The organism is Methanobrevibacter sp. (assembly GCF_045120835.1).
GTDB lineage: Archaea > Methanobacteriota > Methanobacteria > Methanobacteriales > Methanobacteriaceae > Methanocatella.
In genome coordinates this window covers 17,833-41,132 of record NZ_JBGVFE010000064.1, presented here as the reverse complement: position 1 = coordinate 41,132, position 23,300 = coordinate 17,833, and the positions used below count along the sequence as shown (strand labels likewise).

Here is a 23,300-nt window from a genome sequence, read left to right as displayed (position 1 = left end):
TTACAATTGCAAGAACAATCTTATCCAAAAAGCAGGTGATGATTTTAGATGAAGCAACATCCAGCGTTGATACAATGACTGAAAAATTGATTCAAAAGGCTATGGACAAAGTGATGGAAAATCGTACAAGCTTTATCATAGCCCATAGATTATCAACAATTAAAAATGCCGACAAGATAATTGTCATTGACAATGGCAAAATAATCGAACAGGGAACACATGAAGAGCTATTGGCCCTAAAAGGATATTATTTCAATACCCTGAATTCCCAATCAGATGATGTGTAGAAATAATATTTAATCAAATCCTAAACACTCATCCCACATTTTTTGGGATTCCTCATCCAAAAATTCTATTGAATTTGCTTTTTTGAAGAAATTACTGGCTTCTCCATATTTCTCCCAATCATAATAGGTATAGGCTTTACCTTTGAAGGCCTCAAATGAATCGTCATCCATTCTTAAAACAGAATCATATACACTTATTGCATCCTCATAATCCTTGTTTAATCTATTTGCCTTTGCAATTGCCAATCTTGCATCAATATATTCTTCATTTAAAGCCAAACAGTTGATTAATTCTTCAATTGCTTCGTCATAATTTTTTAAGTTGATAAGCGCCAACCCTTTTAGATAATATGCCTCGTGATTTTCAGAATTTAAATAAATTGACTTGTCGCAAAGACCAATAACACGAGTATTTAAATCATACCCGTTAGTTGCCAACCCCTCATCAAATCTATCCAATTTTCTTTTTGCTTGTCTTAAATACATTTCATCACGATTTAAAGCAACTTTTGCATCTTTTGAAGTTTTTTTCAAAATGTCCGGGACATCTTCTCTAGAAATGACCTCATCCTTGAAGCTTGACAAATCATATGCAATATCTGAAAACTGCTCAATTGCATTTTCACCAAACTCCTCAATATCAAATTCGTCAATGCGCTGTTTGAATTCAGTTGAATCCATTTCTCTTAGTATATCGGTAGTCTCTTCTCGCAAATATCCAATTCTATCATATATTGATTGAACCAATGGAGATTCAAAAACTGCCTTATCCCCTTTTCGTCTGTTGACCTTAATATCTTCCCATTCTTTAGACATAATAATCACTTATGTATCTATTTATCATGCATTCTTTTTAAATTTTTAAGATTTGACTACATGCATCATGCACAACATTGTGATTGAAATAAGCAACGTGTCTAAAATGAAAATATGAATTATTAAAATAGAAGTGGAGATGGTAAGTGTTAAAATAATTGATGCCGAGTCACATTAAATCCCAACTAATTGATGTTGAGCTATTCGGTTAAAAAAATAGGAAGAACAAATAAGTAAACTATTCGTTCTTAACGATTTTCAAACCAACATACTCATCCTTACACATTTCAGGAAGATATCTGAAGGTATTCCTATTATCCTCCTTAACCTCTTCCCTAAGCTTATCCCATTCAACAAAATTTTTACTTGTAGTCTGGTCCAAATTGAGTTTAAGTTTATACCAACTTTCATGCATCATTTTAGCAAAGTGATTTATTTCATCCTTTGAAAAACCATCAATAGGATCGCCGGAATCATTTATAGAAACCAATTCATATCCCTTATGTTTTAATATTTTAACTAAGTGGTCTGCCTGTTTTAAATTAGAGAACTGAATATGTTTATCCAAACTCTTAAAATCTTCTTCACCACTGGAATTGCTGTCCAATTTACCTGTCTCATAAAACTGATTCATCTTATAAGTCAATGACCTGAGGCGGCTTCTGATAACTTTTAGGCCAATTTTATCCAAAAGTTTTGGAATGTTACTGATGGCATCCCTATCAAACTGTTTAGTCGGTTCATCAAGCTCTTCCCATTTAACCAGATTTGGATTGACTTTATTGATTCTGTCATCATTGTCTTCATCATGAATCCAACCGGTACCCCTTCTTTCCCTGCACCAGTCCCTATGTTCATAAATGGCCAAATCATCAATATCGTCTGAACTAAATCTTATGACCCTTACAATCTTGCCATCCCGTTCAAGCAGTTCCTGCCTTTTTTTGAAATCCTCAAAGGATTCCTCTTCTTTTTCAATAGGAGGCCTATTGTCTTCAATTTTGTCTTCAAATTCCTTTACTTTAACTTCCCAATCTTTTGTATCCGCCATTTCCTCTTCAGTTTTATGAGCTATTTCACAACCAATCATGCTCAATTTTTTTGGAATGGACTTTGCCTGACGGATATTTGACATTTTTAAGCTTGCAGGCAAATCTTCAAAATCACATGCCCGAGCTATCTTTTCCTCATATTTTTTGATATTTTCATCATCATTATCCTTTTTGGCCTGTTCTAGCTGTTGTTTGAGAGATTGATTGTATTGTTCATTAACTTCTATAGCCAATCGCTCTATATTTCTCAAAAGCACATCTGGAGATTGAATATTATCCATCAGGATTTCTCTTTGAACATCATCTAAAACAACTTCGGGATTAATTGTTAAACTTCTGGAAAATACTTTCCTAATATTTAAAACATCTTTAATGAACTTTTCCTTATCCTCTTCAAAGCCAAGACCCATAGACCCATTTTTTAAAATGTAGGTTACATTGAAATATTTGTCGGATATTTCAACTTCAAAATCATTTACATGATTTTTCTGTTTATCCAAAATACCGTAAGGACGCCTGTTCCACTCCTGAAGTTCATCACATAATATCAGAAGGTATGAAATAGGGGAATCTTCCGGATCCAATTTTCCAAGATTGAATGGTTTGTCTTCATCCTGCAAAGTTTTATTGTAATAGTTATGTAGCAAAATAGCCGTTGCACTGTCTACGATAGGATAGAAGAAGAAATCATTATTTTTATTAGCATACTTTTGAATCAGTTTACCATATGAATTCAATAACAAAATGGCTGAGAAGTATCCGTGGTCTATAAAGCCATTGGCAGTCATGTCTTTTACAAATCCATTCAGATGTTTAACCAACTGTTTGAATTCATTATCATTAAGATTAAAGTCCAAAGCAATCTTATGAGCCATAATGTCTGTAGGTTTGAACAGATCCAGAATCTTTGTACGTCCATAGGTGTTTCTAAAGTTATCTGCATAATCATATGGATAGTATTTAACAATGGAGTTGAATTCATTGAAATCCCTAAAGTCAATATTGGCCTTAACATCATAACTGACGGAAATAGATTCAACGGTCTCATCAATAACCTTATTTAATTGTTTTCCAATAATCTCAAATGGATAACCTATATCATGGAACAGAGCTGCAATTCCCCAACGATATAAAAATTCCTCATGGGAAAATTCGTTGTTGTTCTTTTTATCCCTGAAATATTTTGTATAGTTTTTATTGCCCACAATATAGTTTTTAAAGAATCTGCGATAATTTTCATTTTGAGCATAAATCGCCAAACCCAAAATGAATACATTGACGGAGTGAATGAAATGATCCCTTTGCCTGTCTATTAAATCGCCTGTGTTTTTTTCATATTTTCTCATGATATTGACCAAATCAAGAAGATTATTTGGTTCACTTATGAGAATTTTAGGACTGTTTTCATCAACTTCACTTTTGTCCTCTGGAGTGATTTGATAAATCATTAAAAATGTTTCATAAACTTCATAAGCTGTATATGATGATTCATATTCTAAAAAAACATCAATTGATGCTTTTAAAAGACCTTTATAATCATGAAAATGGGTTTTTCCATGATTATCCTTAAATTCGATTTTATCATCATACAATTCAACCATGTCAAAAAAATTAGTAATATAATGACTTAAATTAGAATCCCGATTTCGATTTTCAACCTGTGTGCTTTCCTGAGCCATATTAATAACACCTATAATCCATATTAATTATAGATATATCAACACCATTAAATAAGGTTAACATATTATGTAATAAATATTTTACATAACTGGTGAAAAAAATATAAAAATGTCGATTAGCTCTTGACAATTTTTAAATCGACATTGTTGCACATTTGCGGAAGATTTCTAAATGTTCTTTTGTTAGAATCCCTTTTTGTTATGTCCAGTTCTTCCCATTCAACGACATTAGGATTTAATTTTTTGGCATCATCACGAACAGAACCAAATTTCCAACCTAAATTGACTTTAAGCTTATACCATGCATTATGTTCTCTTTTGGCCAGATATTCAAGGGAATCCTCATCGAAATATTCAATTGCCTCACCGGGTGACTGAACGTCAACCACATCATATCCAAGTTCGGCCAATATTTTAACCAAGAAATCCGCCTGCTTGTAGTTTGAATATTTAATATACTCAGGCAAATCATCAAAGTCCTTGGTTCCTTCCTCTTTTGATTGGTAGAACTTATGCATCTCAACGGTAAGCATTCTGATTTTACTTCTGACGATTTTCAGTCCTATAGACTCAACAAGACCCGGGATGTTTTTAACAGGATCGATATCATACTGCTGGATTTCAGGTGTCAAATCATCCCAAGGCACCAGACAGTCATGTATCAATTGGGAATCATCTCTCACTTCCCCATAGGTCCAACCCTGACCTATTTTTTCCTCACACCATTCATCATGTTCGAAAATAGCCAAGTCAATTACTTCCTCTTGGGAAAATTCGGTTATTGCCTCACGTTTATCTGATTTGCTTGCAAGCTCACAGCCAATCATGTTTAGCTTTTTAGGAATTGACCTTGCCTGACGGATATTTGCTAGCTTGAGATGTGAAGACAACTCATTAAACGGTTTGGTCTTCTCTTCGAAATCCCTTATGGCATCCTCATCAACCTCGCCTTTGGCTTTTTTTGCCTCAAATTGAACTTTAGTGGTTTCAATATACTGCTCGTGAATCTGAAGCGCCAACTTTTCAACATTTCTAAGCAAGGTGTTAGGGGACTGGATTTCTGATTTAACGATTTCTCTCATGATGTTGCTGTCCTGCTTTACATCAGTATAAATCAGGAAATTCCTTTCGAAAATACTTGGAATTGACAAAACATTTTTAAGCAGTTCCTGTTTATCTTCGGAAAATCCAAGACCCATCGAACCGCTTTTGACAATGTAGTCAACTTCAAGTTTGGAATCATCGACCACAAGCTTCAAGTCATTTACGTGGCTTCTTTTTTTGTCCTTAATGCCGAAAGGCTGTCTGTTCCATTCCTGAAGTTCGTCACATAATATGAGCAAGTATGCAAGGGGACTTTGTAATGGATGAAGCGCTTTTAAGTTGAAAGGTGCTTTTTGCAATACATTTCTGTAGTAGTTATGCAATAAGATTGCTGTGGCACTGTCGACAATAGGATAAAAGAAGAAATCATGGTTTTTGGCATATTTTTGAATTAAATAACCATAGGAATTCAAAACGAGTATCGCTGAGAAAAATCCATGGTCGATAAATCCGTTGTCTCCCATGATGTTTACAAAATCATCCAAATGCTTTACCACCATGTTGACGTCAACGCCTGAAAAATCCGTAGCTATCTTATGGGCCATAATGTCTGTAGGTTTAAATAAATTCAGGAATTTTGCCTTAGGATATTGTGCAGTATAATTATCTGCAAAATCGGGCTCTATCTTCATAATGGTATTGAATTCATTGAAATCCTTAAAGTCTATTGCAGTATCTGCACTGTATGAACTTGAAATGGACTTTACCCCATCATTTATGAATTTGTTAAGTTGCTTTCCGATAATTTCAACGGGATATCCTATATCATGGAAGAGTGACGCCACACCCCAGCGGTACAAGAACTCTTCGTGAGACAATTTTTTATTGATTCTGTAATATTTTTTATAAGGAGTATTGAGTATATATGTCTCAAATGCATCACGGTAACTTTTATTTTGAGAGTAAATCGCCAAACCTAACAGAAATACATTAACTGAATGAATGAAGTGATCCCTTTGCTTTTCAATTAAGTCCCCAGTATTTTCCTCATATTTTTTCATTATCTTAACCAGGTCCAATAATGTGTTCGGCTCGTTAACTGCACTGTTTTCGGTTACCTTATCGGATTTATTTTCCGCAGTGATTTGATAAATCATGAAAAATGTCTGATAGATTTCATATGCATTATATGTATTTTCAGTTTCTAAAAATACATCAATTCCTGCTTTTAAAAGCCCTTTATAATAATGACCATTGTGTTTATCATCATATAACTCCAAATTATCAAAAAAATCATCAATATATTTCTTTAAATTACTGTCACCCATAAGAACACCTTTAATAAATTGTATACTATTTAAAATATAAAATTATTTCCAATTAGTTTGCTTACTTCACAGGAAGTTTTACACCAACAATTAAATCCTCCATAGAATTACACCTATTCATTCATTATTTTATTTAGTATTCTCAACACTTCAGAAAGCTCTCCAGGATAGTTAAAATCCAAAAAACCATCTGAAGAATCTTTTTTCAGTATTACTGTCCCATTTACTGAATTTTGCTTTTTCATGAGATAACCACCATTAGTTAGTTTATAATAATGTCCGATTTAAACAGAACAAAGATTTTTATTTATCCGTGCGTTCGTCCAGCTCATATAATAAATTTACAATATTAAATAGACTCCTGTAATCATGATTGCTTATGGCATCATGCGCTTTATCCACCAACTCCTCAAAATGTTTTTTATTATTAGTAAATATGCCCCCATACTTTAAGTTGTAAAAGCATTCAATTATAACCTCATTTTTATTTAACAAGACATATTTTTCAACAATATCCCGGTAAAATCCTTCCAATTCCTCCAAATTTTTGCTTTCTTCAATTTCTGCAACGCTTCCGATTTCAAACAGTGCCTCATCTTCAATGAGTTCTATTTTATTTAAAACATTTTCCATGAGAATCGAAAATCTCAAATTCCTTTTTGCATCGTTTACAGTACTTTCTAAATGGCCAATATAAATATCAGCATGATTTAAAGCGATACTGTCTCTTCTAGCTATTTCAAGTAAACTTTCAATATACCGCTGAAGTTCAGTTTCATTAAATTTCAAGAATTCGCACAGATATTCAATATCCTTAAGAGCATTATTGTAGCGGCTAATCAAATCATTGAAAATTAATTCATCTTTCAGGGAAAAATACTCATTGAAGTAAGGTATGAAAATATTCTGCCCCTTTAATACATGAGGTGATTTTTCATCAAGTTTGACCATTTCATCTTCATTGTAAACATTTATTTCATAATCATTTTTACCAGATTTAAATTTGAATGAACCATCAATTTTTAAAGGAAATTTTAATGAGGATTCACGGTTTATAAATTCTATGGAATAACCCAAAAAGGAATATGATAAATCTTGTGAAAATACCCTGCCTTTAATTTCACCATTTTCATTATTTATAAGTACGGACAGAGGTTTTCTTCGGACTTCCACTGGAGGTTTTTCAAGGCTTCCCGCATAAATGGCCGCACCTTTTGATACGACTGTTAATGGATTTATGCTGGATTCAATTTCAATATCAAATTCTTTCAAAATCATGTCCTGGACAACTGGACTTAGTGATGAGCCTCCAACAAGAATGATCCTGTCAATATCACCTTCAGACAGCATGTTTTTATCGAGAAGATTTCTTGATAACTTGAAAGTGCATTTAATCAGCGGTTCAATGATGTGTGCAAATTCCTCTCTGGTTAAAGTGTATCTGAAATCATATCCTTCAAAAATATCCCCAATTTCTATCTTCGCTTCATCATGATTTGTCAAATCTTTTTTGGCAATTTCGGCAGCATTCTTTAGTCGAGCGAATATTTTCAGGTATTTTGTATTGTCCCTTCTTAAATCATCCAAACTTAAATCATGAGCAATTTTGGGCGAAAATAAGTCGTTTACAATCCTCCAGTCAAACGCATTTCCTCCCAGATTTTCCAGCCCATCGGTTGCAACCTTTTCGATTTCGCCATCATTTTCCCGGATTAAAGTAACATTGAATGTTCCCCCACCCAAATCATAAATCATCCATATTCCATTTTTCTTTTTAAGATCATATGCAAGAGAAACTGCAATAGGCTCTAAAATAAGCCCATGTGATTTGAATCCTGCAAGTTTAGCTGCCTCATTAACCGCCCTTGTTTTAATAGGATTTGAATTTGCAGGAACACAGATTACAGCATGTTCAATATTTATTCCCATCTCATCATGAACCGAAACTCTCAAATCTTTTAAAACCTCTGCCGAAAGGTCTTCGGGAAACATTACCCTTGATGATTTTTCAAAATTGAATGGAATGGAAAATCCCATTTCATGTTTAAATTCACATACCGCATTGGGATTGTTTTCCAAGATGGCCTCTTTTGCATTTGCACCCACTTCCACATCATCTCCCTCTATTAAAACAGCAGAAGGAGTAAACAGATCTCCAGTAACATGATTTTTAATAATTATGGGTTTTCCCTTATTAAAATAAGATATTAATGAATCCGTTGTTCCTAAATCGATTGCATAATCAATAGTATTTTCCTTGATTTCATTTGAAGCCCTGAAATGCATCTTCATATTCTGCTTCCACAATGACATTCCGTATGCATATCTGTCCCTGATTTGGGAATTAAGAACAACCGCAAATTCCATCAGATTTGCTCCGGCAGACAAATTGTTTGAATTGACCAGACGAATTGCCTCCGGGACAATGTCTTCAACCGAATATGTTTTAAGTACTGGAATTATATCTTTATAAATCTGTTTTATTTCACTGCTTGAATCCATTAAGTTTTCAAGCAAAACGACTGCCTTAAATAAACTTCCATGCTTTTGCAAATCAATGAAAATTTCCCACAAATCTAAATAATGACGATATTTATTTCCAATGGAAGGATTGTAAGCAATTGCCTCTTTTAGTAAGCTGCATGACAGGTCATAATTATTTCCCTTAAGATTGATAGTGAATGCCTTAGAAATTAATTTCAAATCGGGCCTTTTGGATTTCCATATTCTAAGAGTTTCGGAATAGCACTTTCGAATGTCATAATCAGCCAATACCTCATTTTCCAATATTTCAATAGCTTCACCAAGCCTATTCTCACATTTAGCGAGTTGAAAAGCTTTTTTTATTGAATCATTGACAATATATTCATGATAATCATCATGATAGTCATTGTCGAGGCTGATTTCAGATACGATCCGTTTAGATTTATATTTATCCATCGCTTTTTGAACATCCCTCAAAAGGTCATCTGCATCCCCGTATCTGTTAGATGGATTGGCATCAAGGCACTTCAACACAATTTTATCCAACTCGTCAAATACCTGGCCATTATAGTGGCTTGGAGCCTTTAGCTCTTTGCTCCATGGTTTTAAATCCATTAACTCGGAATTGGAATATCCTTCAACATCATAGGGGAAATGATTTGTCAACAACTGATAGAAAATGACTCCAACAGCATATATGTCACTTCTCGTTGACACCGACTTTTCAAATAGTTCCGGAGCCATATAAGGTCTTGTACCTGCAATATCAATGTCGGAAACTTTGGTTGTAATCTCCTTTGCAAATCCAAAATCTGAAATCTTAATAATTATATTCCCAAAATCATTAAAACTAACCAAAACATTATGCGGTTTCAAATCCCGATGAACAATAGGAGGATTTGCAGAATGCAAAGTATTCAGACCACTTAAAATTTGTCTGATTATATCCAAACACCGTTCTATTGGCATGAATATGTTGTTCTCGCTGAATGAATTTAAATATCTCTCCAAATCCCCTCCAGAAACATATTCCATTACAAAATAAGCATGACTTTTCCCATCTTCAAAATCGGATATCTCTGCAGCATCATAAATGCTGATTATGTTCTCATGCCTCAATTGACAAGCTAGAGTAACTTCTCGAAAAATATCTTTTTTGTTGGTGGCGGCACTTAAGGGCTCTTTGATGATTTTCATGGCCATTAAGATATCTAAGTAGTTATGGTTTACCAAATACACCTTTGCAAATGACCCTTCTCCAAGAAATTTTTTAACTTCGAACTTACCATTGAAAAATTCTTCAATTAAGTATTTTGCATCATCAAAGTCCACGAAACCACCAATTAGATTTGAAAAAATCTAATTAAAATGAACAATAAATAACCGCTCCACCATTACCTTTAGATAATTTTAAGAATGAATTTGCCTTAAGTTTTGTTTCGACTCCAGTTGGAACCTTTATATCTCCAATGTATGTTCCATTAGTGCTTCCGCTATCCAAAATATACCATCCATCATCCTTAAAGAATAATTTCAAATGGGGTTTGGAAACATTTGAAACCGTTGAATAGCTATTGTCTAAAAGTATAGTAGATGAAGACAAGTCATTAGCATTGAAATTAGCTTTTCTTCCAATTAAAACCTTTTCCTGTTTGTGAACCTTAAATGTTTTACCTTTGTCAACGCCGTTGAAAATAGTTAAAACACAATGCTCACCATCAGAAAATCTTTGATTTGATTTGTATAAATCAAAAAACGTAAGGAGCTCATCAGACAGGAAACTGACATCCAAAAACAGACTTTCAAAGGCACATTCCTTTAATACATATGCCTTAACACTTCTGCGACCGATTTTATTGGGCACCTCTTTTTTTACAACAACCTCTTCAACCAGATCCGCTTCAACAAGCTGTTTGAAGTGTTGACCCAACATTTGAGTAGTGATATTTATATTGTAGTTATTTAAAAGTATTAAATTGATTTCACGAGAATATAATGGTTCCTTTTTAAATGAACCATCCTCGGCCTTATTTATCTTTTCAAAATCTCTTAAAATTTCCAATATCGAAAATCTGACTTTATTGTTTATCGCAGCCAATTTAATAGATAACATATCTGAATCATAGGCATCTAAAATCACTGTTTTTAAATCATTCATGATAAACCCCGTTAATTAACTATATGAATTAACAAATATAAATAATTTATTTCAGCTAATTTAACTAATCTTTCGTTCAATTCGCAAACTGACTTTAATGATATGTTTATACTTTGATAATATTTAACTTGTCTAAAGAAAAAACTTTACTCAAACTTAAAATCAATGCATTATCACATAAAAAATTAAAAAATTATTTTAACAATCAAATCTATAAAATTAAATTAATGAGGTGAGAAAAATTTCACTTAATGACATATTGGATAAAATCGAAAATTATAATGAGAAAATCCTTTTTGTAAGCCGTTGGTTATTATCCCCAATGTACTTCCTACTAATTTTTGTTCTGATACTGATTTTAATCAGATTTGTATTCGAAGTGGCAGATTTTGTTTCTGTTATGCAAACATTGACCTATAATGAATGGATAATGCGTGTTTTGGAACTATTGGACTTGACACTGGTTGCCAATTTGGTTTTAATCGTTGCTTTTTCAGGTTATGAAAATTTCATATCAAAAATTGGCGTTGCCGAAGAACATGTTGACAGACCATCATGGATGGGTCATTTAGACTTTTCAGGACTCAAACTTAAAATCATCGGTTCTGTTGTGGCAATTTCCCTAATTGAATTGTTGCAGGACTTTTTAAATGCTCCGTCAATTGATCCTACCACTGAATTTTGGAGAGTGATTCTTCATTTAACCTTTGTAGTGACCGGATTCGCATTTGCCTGCATGGAAATACTTTCCACAAAAAGGCATGCCCTTAAACAGGAAACATTTTCTGAATCTGAAAACGAATAAGAGTTGAAACTCTTATTCCTCTATTTTTAAAAAAAGTTTGAAACTTGATAAGCTTCACGAAAAATCAATGAGTTAAGACCTATTCAACGAACAGTTCACTTAATCTATCCAAACCGGCCTGTTTAACAGTTTTATCTTCATCATTGACAATTATATTGGTTAGAACATTGCTGTTTTCAATTTTTTTAATAGCTGCAATTCTCACATGAGGTTCCGGATGATTTAAAGCCAAATCAACCAATGATGCCTCATCCTTTCTGGTATGCACCTTGAGCTTGACAACAGTAACTTCCTCTTTTTTCACATCATCACTGGATTTGTTAGAAATTTGCCCATCTCCAGGTATTTCACGCTCTACAACAATTTGTCCGCCTTCATCATAAGCCCAATTAGCATCATCACAGGTCAAATGATCCAAAATGGATTCATTTCCCAAATATTCATCTTCCTTTGGCCAGTGAACATGTACCTTGTTATCCAATACCTTTGAAATGATTTTTTGACCGGAATTTACATTTTGAATAGAAGTTTTAACCAAATCTATACGCCTTTCATCAAAATCCATTCTATCACCAATATTGTTATATTTGTTTTGAAGGTTAAAATATCTTTTCTTATTGAAAAGGGATTAGACAAAATAATTAAATTTTATCTAAAGCCTGGTCCACATCAGCCAAAATATCTTCAATATCTTCAATACCAACTGAAAATCTAATCAAATCAGGAGTCACACCAGTAGACAACTGCTGCTCTTTAGACAATTGAGAATGAGTGGTTGATGCCGGATGTATTACAAGAGATTTTGCATCTCCAATGTTTGCAAGCAGAGACAACAATTCTACATTTTCAATGAATTTCAAGGCGCCGTCATAACCTGCCTTAAGTCCAAATGAAACGATTCCACCATAACCCTTTTCAGCATATTTTTTTGCCACTTCATGATTTGGTGAAGACTCCAAACCGGAATAGGTTACCCAAGCCACTTTTGGATGAGCTTCAAGGTGTTTTGCAACTGCCATAGCATTTTCTGCATGCCTTTCAATTCTTAAGCCTAATGTTTCAAGGCCCTGCAACAGCAAAAATGATCCGAATGGAGACGGCACTGCACCGGTATCCCTTCCGACAACTGCCCTTATTCTTGTTGTAAATGCAACACCCCTAAAGGTTTCACCGAATACCAGACCATTATATGTCTCATCAGGCTCTGACAATGTCGGGAATTTTCCGTTCATCCAGTCAAAGTCACCTTTTTCAATGATTATTCCACCTAAAGTGGTTCCATGACCTCCAATGTATTTGGTTGCAGATGATGAAATGATATCCGCACCATGGTCAAACGGACGAACTGAACCTATACCTACAGTATTGTCAGCAATCAACGGGATGCCATGAGAATGTGCAATTTCAGATATCTTATCAAAGTCAGGAATATCCAATTTTGGATTTCCGATTGATTCAACATAAATCGCTTTTGTCCTATCATCAATTGCCGCTTCAAACTCTTCGGGAGACTGTGAGTCTACAAATCTAACGCTTCGACCCAACTCTTCGAGAGTATTTTCAAAAAGCTCATAGGTTCCACCATACAGATTATCCGCAGATACGATATTGTCTCCGACCTGAGTCAGGTTGATTATTGCATAAAATATTGCTGACATTCCTGAAGCGGTAGCATAAGCCGCAGAACCTCCTTCGATTGCAGCCATTCTCTTTTCAAATGCATCTGTTGTTGGGTTTGTTAATCTTGTGTAAATGTTTCCTCCCTCTTTAAGTGCAAATCTGTTTGCAGCCTGTTCCGGATTGTTGAATACATAAGAAGTTGTCTGGTAAATCGGTGTTACCCTTGAACCGGTTTCATCTACCTCTTCCTGACCCGCATGTACACCAATTGTTGATATATTTTTTTTGTTTTTAATTTCATACGCCATAATAATCACTTAAAGTATTTGTTATATGATTTATATTAAATTATCAGATATTTTTTTTCCTAAAACCCGAATAAATCCTGTGCATCAAGCATTACATCCACAATATGGACATTAAACGGACATCTTGGTTCACAGTCTCCACATGCAATACAATCAGTTGCATTGAATTTTAGATTATTATAATGCTCCTGAATACTTGCAGGAACCTCATCATGATTTTTTGCCAAATCAAACAGTTTATTGACCATTGCAATATCAATTTCTGAAGTGCATGGAGCACAGTGCCCGCAGTAGGTGCATTGCCCTTCAAATGAATGTTTTGGAGCATTTTTCAGTACTTCCGCATAATCCTTTTCTGCATCGGTTGCATCACAATATTTCAAGGATTCCATCAGCTCAGCAACAGTTTTTACACCGACAAATATGCTTGATACTCCTTTCTGCTCCAGTGCATAATGAATGCATTGAATCGGCGTTAGGCCAACTCCAAAGGGCGAAGTTTCATCTGACAATAGATTGCCTCCGGCAAATCCCTTCATTACTGTCAGTGCTGTACCATTTGCCTGGCATGTTTCATAAATTTCAGCCCTGAGGGGATTTAAGCCTGACAAATCGTTATCATATGCATTGTCTTTTCGATATTCCTCAATATCATCCATGGGTCCGAATAAGTCAAATGCAGGATTAATTGAAAACATCAGAAGTTCAATTTCAGGGTTTTCAGCCGCAAGGATTCCAATGTCCGGATTGTGTGTACTCAGTCCGATGTGGGCGATTGTCCCTTCCTCCTTTAGCTTGCGAACATATTCGATGAATGGCCCTTCCATTATTTCATTATAATCCTCAATCTGGTCGACATAATGTATCATGCCGAAATCAAGCGTATCTATTTGAAAACGTTCCATAAAATCTTCAAATGCCGGAATTACCTTATCCATTTCACGTGTTCTTACATACTGATTGTTCTGCCATGTTGATCCTATGTGGCCCTGAATAACCCAATTTTCACGATTGTCCCTGATTGCACGGCCCAAATGTGAGCGCACATCCGGTTCACTCATCCAGCAGTCAACAAAGTTAATTCCATTTTCTTCACATGCCCTTATTAATTCTTCAGTATCTTCATAAGGCCTCTCAACCAAAAATTCAGCTCCGAATGCTATTTCAGATACTTCAATTCCTGTACTGCCCAATTTTCTATATTTCATCTAAATTCCCTCACCATTATATTTGTCAAAATAATTCTTAAAATTTTCTTTGATTAATCATTTATACTAAAAAAAACAAAAATTAATATTAGATGTATAATGTACACCAAAGAATTTATTTTAAGTGAAGTAAACCTCATAAGGGAGGAAATCGGCCATGACAAAGTAAATATTTCCATTGAGGAAATTTACTTTGAAAATAATGAACTGTGGATTATTACCGAAGACCGACCCGACAAATCAGCCATTATTGGAAAGGGTGGATGGGTAGTCGGGAAACTACGTGAAAAATTAGGCCTCAATAGCATACATGTTGAAAGCTATGGGGACTTTTTAAACAAGAACTATAAGTTGAAATTATCCAAAAAAACTATCCATAATCTCGATTTGGATTTGGTTGGACTTAGAAACCTGGAATTTACTATTGCCAATAAACTTGACAACATTTACAGCTTTAATTTTGATGCATATTTTAGTGAAAATTCATTTGAAGAATCTGAAAAGACTGAAGCTGTTGTTGCACTATCCGGCGGCGTTGACAGTAGCTTTTCGCTTATTTTGGCTAAAAAGTTAGGTTTCAATCCTGTTGCCGTTACGGTTGATCCGGGAACTATCATTCTGCCTAACCAATTTAAGAAAAATATCAAATTGGTTACTGAAACCCTTGAGATTAATCATGAATATATAGCGGCAGACTATTCAGAGGTTATTTCCGAATCATTTGCCGGCAGCGTCCACCCTTGCGGAAGATGTTCCAAAAGCACCGGAGAGCTAGTCAAAAAATATGCAAAAGATAACAAAATTCCAATAATTATCTTTGGTGATATGCTTGCAACTGGCAGCCAATGCATAAATTTACAGGAGGATTCATTATATCGACTGAACCTTCCGGCAAGTTTAAGTGTTGGCAAACAAGAGATAAAATCCTTAATCAAAAACTATGATTTAATGACATTTAAGGGATTCGGCTGTCCGCTTCTTTATGAGGTTCACAGAAAGTTCCCCCATATGAAGAAATTTTCCATCCAACGAATACTTAGAGAAACCCGTTCAGGTGCACTTGAACCCGGCGAGGCTCTTGACCTAATTTGGAGTTTTTATAAGACAAAATAAGATATGATTAATAGAAAATGACAATAATGGAAGCTGAGCTATACTTATTTAATCGTTGAGTAACAAACAATAAGTTTCCACTAATGTCAAACCATCAATCATACTGAATTATCAAAAAGTATATCAGCAATAGTATATTGTCTGACAAAGTATTTAAAGTTTAGGTATGCCTAAATAATTTCAAAAGAAAAAATATAGGGATAGTTAAATTCCCTTTTTCTCAAACTCTTCATTCAAGAAATTTTTAATGTTATCTCGAGCAACTTCAACCATTTCCGGTGCAGGACCGCCCGGAACAGCCCTAATCCTGACATTTTCACGAGGATTTAAAGCCCTTTGAATCAAATCATCATTGAGATTCAATTCATCAAATCCTAACTCCACTGCAATGTCATCAATGAATTGGGATGTAATGTCTTCCTCTGCCATATCATTGGCAGTTGCTTCGTTGACAATCCTTCCGACAATCTTGTGAGCAGTTCTGAAAGGAATGGACTTTTCACGAACCATAATGTCTGCAAGATCAGTTGCAGTGGCAAAGTTCTTGCCTGCAAGTTCAGCGCACCTGTCAACCTTAAACTCAACGGACAGCATCATTTTGGTTACGATGGACAATGTGTCACGAGTAACATTTACCGCATTCCACAAGTGAGGAGTGATTTCCTGCAAATCCCTATTGTAAGTATAAGGAATGGCCTTAAGGATAGTCAATATGGTCATCAGCTCACCGGTAGCGATGCTGGTTTTTCCTCTTGCAAGTTCAGCCACATCAGGGTTTTTCTTTTGAGGCATAATAGAAGAAGTTGATGAATACTCATCGGCCATTTCAATAACGCCAAATTCATAAGTGCTCCACAATACCAGCTCTTCACAGATTTTGGCAAGTGTTGATGAAAGCGCCACCAGGTCAAAGACTGTTTCAGAAATAAAATCCCTTGCTGATACGCCATCCATAGAGTTTTCCAAGTATGCATCAAAACCGAGCAAATCGGTGGTTAACTGCCTGTTGATTGGAAAACTGGTTGTGGCCATTGCAGCAGAACCCAAAGGATTCAAATTGACACGTTTATATGTATCTGCCAAACGTTCATAATCCCTTTTTAATGCCTGAACATGAGCCATCAAATGATGAGCAATCGTAATTGGCTGAGCATGCTGCAGGTGGGTAAAACCGATGAACACATCTTCAAGGTGTTCTCCAGCCATTTCAACAAGACCCTCAATAAATTCCAAAATGCCAATCTGAATTTCCTCAATCATTTCACGTAAAACCAGCCTGACATCACAGGCAACCTGATCATTACGTGATTTTGCAGTATGCATAAAACCGGCTTCAGGACCTATTTTAGAGGTCACATAATTCTCAATAGCCATATGAACATCTTCAACAGAGGGGTCAAATACCAATGCATCAAAACCTTCCTCTTTAAGATTATCAAGAGCGCATAAAATTTTATCGGCAATTTCGCCGTCAATGATGCCCTCATGTTTCAACATTGAAGTGTGTGCAAAATTAGTTTTAATATCTGCTTCAAAAAGATATTTGTCAGCATCAAAAGATGAAGTGTATTCAGCTGCTTCATCAGTCATTCCAGTCTTAAAACGACCATTTCTAATATTATCCAAGAAAATCCCTTCTTAAAAATAATTAAAAATAAAAAATAATAAAAAAAGAAATGAAGATTTATAATAAATCTATTTTTTCATTTCAGTGTATCCGCATTTACCACAAGCAACTCTGTCACCATGGTCAGCCATGAATACACCTTCACCACAACGAGGACAAATTTGGTTTTTTCTTACAATTTTGTCTCCATCTACTTCGTATAAATCAGATTTTTTTACCATTAAAATCACCTATTCTTCTGCTTCTGCTTCTTCTTCATCCGCAGGTTCTTCTTCAGGTTCAGCATTTTTAGCGATTACATGTTCGGTTTCGATGTAAGCTAAATCATCAACAGTTCCATAAACTTTAGCATAACCTAATGCTTTAGGTTCGCCGTAGTGTGGTTGTACATTGTCAACAACGATTAAATCTTTTTTAGTGTCTAATAAAGCAACTAATTTTGATTTAATGTCTAACACTTTAGGAGTTGCTTCTCCATCATAATCAACATAAAATTTAATTTCTTTTCTGTTAAATAATTTATTTTCTTTTTCTTCAATAAATTCAATTTCCATGATAAAACCTCATTCGTTTATTTCAATAAATCCGTCAATAAGCATTTGAGCTTTATTTGTCAAATCACAAGCTTTCAAAAGCACTAATCCTTCATTAGGCTGACCATATAAAATGGTAGTTTCCGGATTTGCCATTAAGATGCAAGGAAGAACTGCAAGATCTTCTTCCCCTGCCACCTCAATTACATAACATTCGCCACTGTCAGATAATCGAAGAGCTTCGCCTATGGTTTCCCATAGATCATCAGTAATAGTTCCGGCAGGATTATCAACTTTCAGAATATGATTTGCACGTATAATTTCATGAGTATGATTTTTTCTTTGAATTAGATTATCTATTATACCTATATTAGGATATAATTTGTATTTGGTAAGATTGGCAAAAGTTGCATCACCAACAGAAATTAAAAACTCAGAAGATTTAATTTCATCAATAGCATCTTCAAAGTCAGGATATAATTTACCTAAAGGCTTTTTAAGCTCGGCTATTATATCTTTATTTAATTCTGCATCTAAACGTAACACCAAAAACCCCTCTATCTTACTCTTAAACAATATTCGCCTGGAATTTCAATATTCAATTCACGAGCAATTTTAGACTCTTCAGGATCAGTTATTATTAAAAGACCGCTCCAGTTATCGGAGGTAGGATTCCCACAACTAGGACAATGATCTTTACTTGAAATCATTTTACAAACTGTACACGCTTTCATGATTAAGCCTTCTTACTTTTTTGTTTTGCTTCTTCAATCCATTCGAATCTACCTAAATTGTTTTGCCTCATAGTAAGAGGAATCTTAGAATTCCTACTATTGTCAATATTATTGGTAGACTCGTCCTTAATAGAAACACTAACTGCACGAGCTCTAACTAAATCGCCAACATCTAAAGTTTTATTAGATTCTTTTGCTATTAAAGCTCCTCTTTTAGCATCATAATTGATATAATCATCAGTAACTTGAGAAACGTGGATTAAACCATCCATAGCTCCGATTCTTACAAAAGCACCGTAATCAACAATATCAATCACTTCACCATTAAAGATTTCATGTTGCTCTGGTTTAAAGAAAATTGCTTCGAAAGTTACATTATGATATGAAGCACCGTCACCCATAATGAGTCTTCCTTCCTTAATTTCATCTATTGCATTAACACAAATAAGTAAACCAAGTTTTTTATCTAAACGACCTTCATAGGTTTCGTTTAAAGTCTGAATAGCAACCTCTTCGAGAGGACTTTCAAATCTGTAAGGTGGTATTCTTACAGTATCCTTAATTTTTGTTTTATAATACAAAATAATCCCTCATTTTTTTAATAAGTTTAATTAATATTATATATTACCATCAACAGCAATATATCTTTTTTGCCTCAGATATACGACCGTTATTCCTTTATTTTTTGCACGATTTTTTAATTCAATATCGTTTGTAGCTAAAACTTCTGAAACTCTAAGTAACGCATCATCCACAGTTTCATTTTCAAGTAATGAAATATCCTTTATTTCAACTTTTGAAGAATTAGCTAACTTTAAGGCCAAATTTGCATTTTGCCTTATCTTTCCTTTATTATTATTTTTTAAACCCTTCAATTCATTGATAACAAAGCTTGGAGTAGTTAATTTATAAGAAGGTAATGAATTTTCAAGTTCATCGATTATATCAACATTGAACTGAAAAGGAACCATAAAAAAATTGGTATCAATCACAACTTCTTTAGAGTTCATTATTTACCTCTACTTAATAATACCGTAACCGATTAATCTCCAACGAGCACCGACTCTACGACTTAAAGCGACTCTATCACCCGGACTTGCACAGACAGGTAATTTAAGAGTGACATCAACGTCATTTTTCTTTGCAGAAGTTACAACACCAATGGTAGTTGTAGTACCGCAATTAATCATTAATGGCTCTTTAATCTTTATTGGAGCCACATCTCTTTCTTCTTTAGTACCTACAACACGATCAAGTAAATTGGCTTCCATTGTGAAACTGTCCAACACTTCAGGTAAAGAATCCTCTTCACCTGCAACGGTTCCAGACAATGAATCTGATTTGGTTAGAGATGGATCCAATTTGGTTGCAATACCAACAAGACCTCCTGGACCTATTTCATCAACTTGCTTACCATTAGCTTCAAGACCTATAATTTCTGATTTTAATGTAACCCTTTTACCATTATTGGTAGGGCCAGGTCTAATTTCAATGGTATCGCCAAGTTTGAAAGTTCCTTGGACTAATGTACCACCAATAACACCGCCTTTAATCTTGTCAGCGCCTGAACCTGGCTTGTTAATATCAAATGATCTTGCAACATGCATTAAAGCAGAATCATCAACATTCCTTTCAGGAGGTTGAATTTGCTTAAGCATAGCTTCAATTAATATATCCATGTTAGCGCCTTGTTGAGCAGATACTGGTATTATTAAAGCATCTTCAGCACAAGTACCTTTAACAAATTCCTTTATTTCATTATAACTTTCAATAGCTCTTTCTTTTGAAACAATGTCAATTTTATTTTGAACTACGATAACATCTTTAACACCGATTACATCAAGTGCCATAAGATGCTCTTTAGTTTGTGGTTGTGGACAAGACTCATTTGCAGCAATAACTAACACTGCACCATCCATAATTGCAGCACCAGATAACATAGTTGCCATAAGAGTTTCGTGACCTGGAGCATCAACAAATGATACTTTTCTTATCAATTCGGTTTCGCTACCACAGTTTTCACATTTTTCAGAAGTAGTGTAACATTCAGGTTCATCGCACTCAGGACATTTTCTAAATTCAATGTCTGCATAACCTAAACGAATTGAAATACCTCTTTTTGTTTCTTCACTGTGAGTATCAGTCCAAACACCTGATAATGCTTTAGTAAGAGTAGTCTTACCATGGTCTACATGACCAACCAAACCTATGTTAACATCTGACTGTACGTTCACAGATAACCACCTTTTTTATAATTTTAATTCAACATAAAGTTAATAAGGAAAATAGTAGAACTATTCTTCCTCTTCTTCACCAGCACCAAGAATTTCAGCTATTGATTTGCTTCCAGCTTCAGTAACTACAGTGTTGATTTGTACAATATCATCAGCAATAGTGTTTCCTCTTACGGTTTTTCTTCTTTTTACACCATCTGCTTTAGGATGATAACCGGTACCACCAGTTAATAAACTTTTTATTCTTCTAGTACCAGAAACATCTTTTTTCATGGTAAAACCATTTTTATCACTACCACCAGTAATTTTTAATGTGTAACCATCTAAACCAACGATAGCACCATCAAATTCATCCCCGATAACTAAACCGTTTAAAGCTTTAGTATCTTCGACTTCCATTTGATGAGTTTCAGCTTTTTGAGACACAACAATTTTGAATGCCATGGTATTCCTCCATAATTTTTATAACAATAATTTATTATTCAAAAAGACCAAATTTACCCCAATCTGGATCTTGTTTACGTTTGATTTCTAAAAACTCATATAAAGTTTCAAATTCATCTTCTGTTAATTTTTCTTTGAACTCTCTTTCAATGAACTTATAATGTTTTTCAGGAACATCAACATATAATTCGTCCCCTTCATCGAAATGCTTTCCAACAATAGCATCTTTAATAGCCATAGCAACCCTTTGACCTCTAGGGATGGAAGGCAATGTTTCACCTTTATCTTCCATACTTGCTATTACACCAACATATTCGCCATTTTTATTAATTAATGTTTGACCTTGTTTGATTGTACCGCTAATGGATTCGATTCCAATAATAGCCGGTTTGCTTTGACGGAAAACGAGTTTAGGCAATGACATGAATTTTGCAGGCTTGATAATGGCATCGTAAAACGCTTTCTTTTTAGCTTGTTCCATTTCATCAATCCATGCTTCGTAATCTTCAATAATCTGATAGATTACATCGCCCTGAAAGAGTTTTATATCAGAATTTTCCAAATCCTCAACTGAATTAGGATTAACATTAACATTAAATGCAATAATTGCTCCATGTGCATCATCTTCATTTAATGCAATTGATGAATTAATAATATCTCTACGATTTACATCACCGATATCTGCTTCACGAATAGGGATATCCAATTCTCTAAGCAATTTTACAATAGCTTCAAGAGAACCTAATGTATCCGCTTTAACTAAAACACCTTCATCTTCAGTACTGATAGTGATGTCCTCAATTTCTTTCAAGAGCTCCTCTTCCACATTTTCGTTTTCACTTAATACCCTAAGCGGAGAGCCTGAAACGACATCATCTAAATTAGGGGCAGCTATCTTAATACCTGCAGCTGCAACCACTTCATCAAATTTTTGGAATTTCTTTTTAGAATCTCTCATTTCCTCAAGTGGAAGCGGTCTTAGAATAGATCGGATTTTAGTTGTTAAAACCTCATTTGAAGAGGTCATTAAAGCGATTTCATCATTAGTTCGCAAAACACCATCATAAATAATACTATCAATAGTAAGACCCAGGCCAACTTCTTCCTTGATTTCCAATACTGTACCCTTGGCCGGAGCATCTTCATTAATCTCAAGCTGCTCTGTCAAGTACTGTTGGGCAAGTCCTAAAAGCATTGCTAAAACCTCAATGATGCCTTCACCGGATTTAGCACTAATTGGAATGATACTTATCTGTGAAGCAAAATTTGTTACCCTGTCAAATCTTTCAGACTGGAAGCCCTCCTTGTGAAGTGTACCTACAATCTCATAAATTTTAGTGTCGAGATTTTGCTGTACACTTGCAGCTTGCTGATTGAAAGATTCTTTAAAGGAAACTCCTTCATGTGTTTCCCAACCGAATAACATATCTATCTTGTTTGCAACAACAATAAATGGAGTTTTATACATTTTAAGAATATTCAATGCCTCATATGTTTGTGGTTTAAAACCATCATTAATATCAACAATTAAAATAGCTAAATCAGCTAAAGATCCACCACGTTTTCTTAAACTGGTAAATGCGGCATGCCCTGGAGTATCAATAAAGAATAATCCTGGAATTAAATCTTTGATAGTTAATTTGGATATAAAATTCCCACAGATTTCTTCAATGGTATCGTTTGGGATTTCTGTAGCACCAATATGTTGTGTAATACCTCCTGCTTCTCTATCAGCAATGGTACTTCCTCTAATGTAATCTAACAATGTAGTTTTTCCATGGTCTACATGCCCTAAAACTGATACAATTGGGGATCTGATTTTCATA

The 23,300-nt window shown here is 34.6% G+C and carries 21 protein-coding genes and 1 pseudogene; 3 read left to right on the top strand and 19 right to left on the bottom strand.

The features are described 5' to 3' along the window. A pseudogene (locus ACJMLO_RS06330) lies at positions 1 to 287 on the top strand (ABC transporter ATP-binding protein); the annotation flags it as partial. Between the two features lie 9 nt (positions 288 to 296). Here ACJMLO_RS06330 and ACJMLO_RS06325 read toward each other — a convergent pair. From ACJMLO_RS06325 to ACJMLO_RS06300, 6 genes are all read right to left on the bottom strand, one after another. After that, positions 297 to 1,103 (bottom strand): tetratricopeptide repeat protein, encoded by an 807-nt coding sequence (locus ACJMLO_RS06325; RefSeq protein ID WP_405295021.1) that lies wholly within the window; start codon positions 1,101 to 1,103, stop codon positions 297 to 299. 238 nt (positions 1,104 to 1,341) lie between these two features. Continuing rightward, positions 1,342 to 3,834: a RyR domain-containing protein gene (locus tag ACJMLO_RS06320; RefSeq protein WP_405295019.1), complete on the bottom strand. Its 2,493-nt coding sequence runs from the start codon at positions 3,832 to 3,834 to the stop codon at positions 1,342 to 1,344. Between the two features lie 116 nt (positions 3,835 to 3,950). Further along, positions 3,951 to 6,206, bottom strand: coding sequence for a RyR domain-containing protein (locus tag ACJMLO_RS06315; protein WP_405295017.1), 2,256 nt, complete (start codon positions 6,204 to 6,206; stop codon positions 3,951 to 3,953). A 113-nt stretch (positions 6,207 to 6,319) separates the two neighbouring features. After that, a complete protein-coding gene (locus ACJMLO_RS06310; RefSeq protein WP_405295015.1) occupies positions 6,320 to 6,451 on the bottom strand; it encodes a hypothetical protein in 132 nt (43 codons plus the stop codon). Between the two features lie 58 nt (positions 6,452 to 6,509). Then, a complete protein-coding gene (locus ACJMLO_RS06305; protein WP_405295013.1) occupies positions 6,510 to 10,022 on the bottom strand; it encodes an Hsp70 family protein in 3,513 nt (1,170 codons plus the stop codon). Between the two features lie 31 nt (positions 10,023 to 10,053). Next, positions 10,054 to 10,848 carry an FHA domain-containing protein gene (locus tag ACJMLO_RS06300; protein ID WP_405295011.1) on the bottom strand — a complete coding sequence of 265 codons (795 nt, stop codon included), beginning with the start codon at positions 10,846 to 10,848 and terminating at the stop codon, positions 10,054 to 10,056. Between the two features lie 232 nt (positions 10,849 to 11,080). Here ACJMLO_RS06300 and ACJMLO_RS06295 point away from each other — a divergent pair, with 232 nt between their 5' ends. Further along, complete coding sequence (locus ACJMLO_RS06295) at positions 11,081 to 11,653, top strand: YqhA family protein (protein ID WP_405295008.1); 573 nt, start codon at positions 11,081 to 11,083, stop codon at positions 11,651 to 11,653. Positions 11,654 to 11,732: 79 nt separating this feature from the next. On the opposite strand, the gene ACJMLO_RS06290 is transcribed toward ACJMLO_RS06295, so the two are convergent. From ACJMLO_RS06290 to ACJMLO_RS06280, 3 genes are all read right to left on the bottom strand, one after another. Further along, positions 11,733 to 12,218, bottom strand: coding sequence for a hypothetical protein (locus tag ACJMLO_RS06290; RefSeq protein WP_405295006.1), 486 nt, complete (start codon positions 12,216 to 12,218; stop codon positions 11,733 to 11,735). Between the two features lie 76 nt (positions 12,219 to 12,294). After that, positions 12,295 to 13,581, bottom strand: coding sequence for an O-acetylhomoserine aminocarboxypropyltransferase/cysteine synthase family protein (locus ACJMLO_RS06285; protein ID WP_405295004.1), 1,287 nt, complete (start codon positions 13,579 to 13,581; stop codon positions 12,295 to 12,297). A gap of 59 nt (positions 13,582 to 13,640) precedes the next feature. After that, a complete protein-coding gene (locus ACJMLO_RS06280; protein ID WP_405295002.1) occupies positions 13,641 to 14,789 on the bottom strand; it encodes an aldo/keto reductase in 1,149 nt (382 codons plus the stop codon). A 99-nt stretch (positions 14,790 to 14,888) separates the two neighbouring features. Between ACJMLO_RS06280 and ACJMLO_RS06275 the strand changes: the two genes are divergently transcribed. Continuing rightward, entirely contained in the window at positions 14,889 to 15,902 is a 1,014-nt protein-coding gene (locus tag ACJMLO_RS06275; protein ID WP_405295000.1) for an ATPase, read from the top strand. 204 nt (positions 15,903 to 16,106) lie between these two features. Here the strand turns inward: ACJMLO_RS06275 and argH are convergent, their stop codons facing one another. The 10 genes from argH to infB all read right to left on the bottom strand — a co-directional run bounded on the left by argH (position 16,107) and on the right by infB (position 23,299). Next, positions 16,107 to 17,528 carry an argininosuccinate lyase gene (gene argH, locus ACJMLO_RS06270; RefSeq protein WP_405294998.1) on the bottom strand — a complete coding sequence of 474 codons (1,422 nt, stop codon included), beginning with the start codon at positions 17,526 to 17,528 and terminating at the stop codon, positions 16,107 to 16,109. Positions 17,529 to 17,597: 69 nt separating this feature from the next. Next, positions 17,598 to 17,750 (bottom strand): 30S ribosomal protein S27ae, encoded by a 153-nt coding sequence (locus ACJMLO_RS06265; RefSeq protein WP_292747322.1) that lies wholly within the window; start codon positions 17,748 to 17,750, stop codon positions 17,598 to 17,600. Positions 17,751 to 17,759: 9 nt separating this feature from the next. Then, entirely contained in the window at positions 17,760 to 18,083 is a 324-nt protein-coding gene (locus ACJMLO_RS06260; RefSeq protein WP_405294996.1) for a 30S ribosomal protein S24e, read from the bottom strand. 9 nt (positions 18,084 to 18,092) lie between these two features. After that, on the bottom strand, positions 18,093 to 18,608 hold the full coding sequence (locus ACJMLO_RS06255; RefSeq protein ID WP_405294994.1) for a GTP-dependent dephospho-CoA kinase family protein: 516 nt from the start codon (positions 18,606 to 18,608) through the stop codon (positions 18,093 to 18,095). An 11-nt stretch (positions 18,609 to 18,619) separates the two neighbouring features. Continuing rightward, a complete protein-coding gene (spt4, locus tag ACJMLO_RS06250) occupies positions 18,620 to 18,796 on the bottom strand; it encodes a transcription elongation factor subunit Spt4 (protein WP_292804505.1) in 177 nt (58 codons plus the stop codon). Between the two features lie 2 nt (positions 18,797 to 18,798). Then, the gene (locus tag ACJMLO_RS06245) at positions 18,799 to 19,377 is read right to left on the bottom strand and encodes a DNA-directed RNA polymerase (RefSeq protein ID WP_405294991.1); all 579 of its coding nucleotides are present in this window, start codon (positions 19,375 to 19,377) and stop codon (positions 18,799 to 18,801) included. A 36-nt stretch (positions 19,378 to 19,413) separates the two neighbouring features. Next, complete coding sequence (locus ACJMLO_RS06240; protein ID WP_405294990.1) at positions 19,414 to 19,806, bottom strand: PIN domain-containing protein; 393 nt, start codon at positions 19,804 to 19,806, stop codon at positions 19,414 to 19,416. A gap of 9 nt (positions 19,807 to 19,815) precedes the next feature. Beyond that, positions 19,816 to 21,030, bottom strand: coding sequence for a translation initiation factor IF-2 subunit gamma (locus ACJMLO_RS06235; protein WP_405294988.1), 1,215 nt, complete (start codon positions 21,028 to 21,030; stop codon positions 19,816 to 19,818). A 60-nt stretch (positions 21,031 to 21,090) separates the two neighbouring features. Then, complete coding sequence (locus ACJMLO_RS06230; RefSeq protein WP_405294986.1) at positions 21,091 to 21,474, bottom strand: 30S ribosomal protein S6e; 384 nt, start codon at positions 21,472 to 21,474, stop codon at positions 21,091 to 21,093. A 34-nt stretch (positions 21,475 to 21,508) separates the two neighbouring features. Beyond that, on the bottom strand, positions 21,509 to 23,299 hold the full coding sequence (gene infB, locus ACJMLO_RS06225; protein WP_405294984.1) for a translation initiation factor IF-2: 1,791 nt from the start codon (positions 23,297 to 23,299) through the stop codon (positions 21,509 to 21,511). Position 23,300: the final 1 nt, after the last annotated feature.

Excerpts from the sequence above, each read along its gene's own strand:
- infB (WP_405294984.1), bottom strand. The coding sequence starts at position 23,299 with ATGAAAATCAGATCCCCAATTGTATCAGTTTTAGGGCATGTAGACCAT.
- ACJMLO_RS06325 (WP_405295021.1), bottom strand. The coding sequence starts at position 1,103 with ATGTCTAAAGAATGGGAAGATATTAAGGTCAACAGACGAAAAGGGGAT.
- ACJMLO_RS06300 (WP_405295011.1), bottom strand. The coding sequence starts at position 10,848 with ATGAATGATTTAAAAACAGTGATTTTAGATGCCTATGATTCAGATATG.
- ACJMLO_RS06240 (WP_405294990.1), bottom strand. The coding sequence starts at position 19,806 with ATGAACTCTAAAGAAGTTGTGATTGATACCAATTTTTTTATGGTTCCT.
- ACJMLO_RS06265 (WP_292747322.1), bottom strand. The coding sequence starts at position 17,750 with ATGGTAAAAAAATCTGATTTATACGAAGTAGATGGAGACAAAATTGTA.
- ACJMLO_RS06275 (WP_405295000.1), top strand. The coding sequence starts at position 14,889 with ATGTACACCAAAGAATTTATTTTAAGTGAAGTAAACCTCATAAGGGAG.
- ACJMLO_RS06315 (WP_405295017.1), bottom strand. The coding sequence starts at position 6,206 with ATGGGTGACAGTAATTTAAAGAAATATATTGATGATTTTTTTGATAAT.
- ACJMLO_RS06290 (WP_405295006.1), bottom strand. The coding sequence starts at position 12,218 with ATGGATTTTGATGAAAGGCGTATAGATTTGGTTAAAACTTCTATTCAA.
- ACJMLO_RS06280 (WP_405295002.1), bottom strand. The coding sequence starts at position 14,789 with ATGAAATATAGAAAATTGGGCAGTACAGGAATTGAAGTATCTGAAATA.
- ACJMLO_RS06285 (WP_405295004.1), bottom strand. The coding sequence starts at position 13,581 with ATGGCGTATGAAATTAAAAACAAAAAAAATATATCAACAATTGGTGTA.
- ACJMLO_RS06320 (WP_405295019.1), bottom strand. The coding sequence starts at position 3,834 with ATGGCTCAGGAAAGCACACAGGTTGAAAATCGAAATCGGGATTCTAAT.
- ACJMLO_RS06260 (WP_405294996.1), bottom strand. The coding sequence starts at position 18,083 with ATGGAAATTGAATTTATTGAAGAAAAAGAAAATAAATTATTTAACAGA.
- spt4 (WP_292804505.1), bottom strand. The coding sequence starts at position 18,796 with ATGAAAGCGTGTACAGTTTGTAAAATGATTTCAAGTAAAGATCATTGT.
- ACJMLO_RS06230 (WP_405294986.1), bottom strand. The coding sequence starts at position 21,474 with ATGGCATTCAAAATTGTTGTGTCTCAAAAAGCTGAAACTCATCAAATG.
- ACJMLO_RS06310 (WP_405295015.1), bottom strand. The coding sequence starts at position 6,451 with ATGAAAAAGCAAAATTCAGTAAATGGGACAGTAATACTGAAAAAAGAT.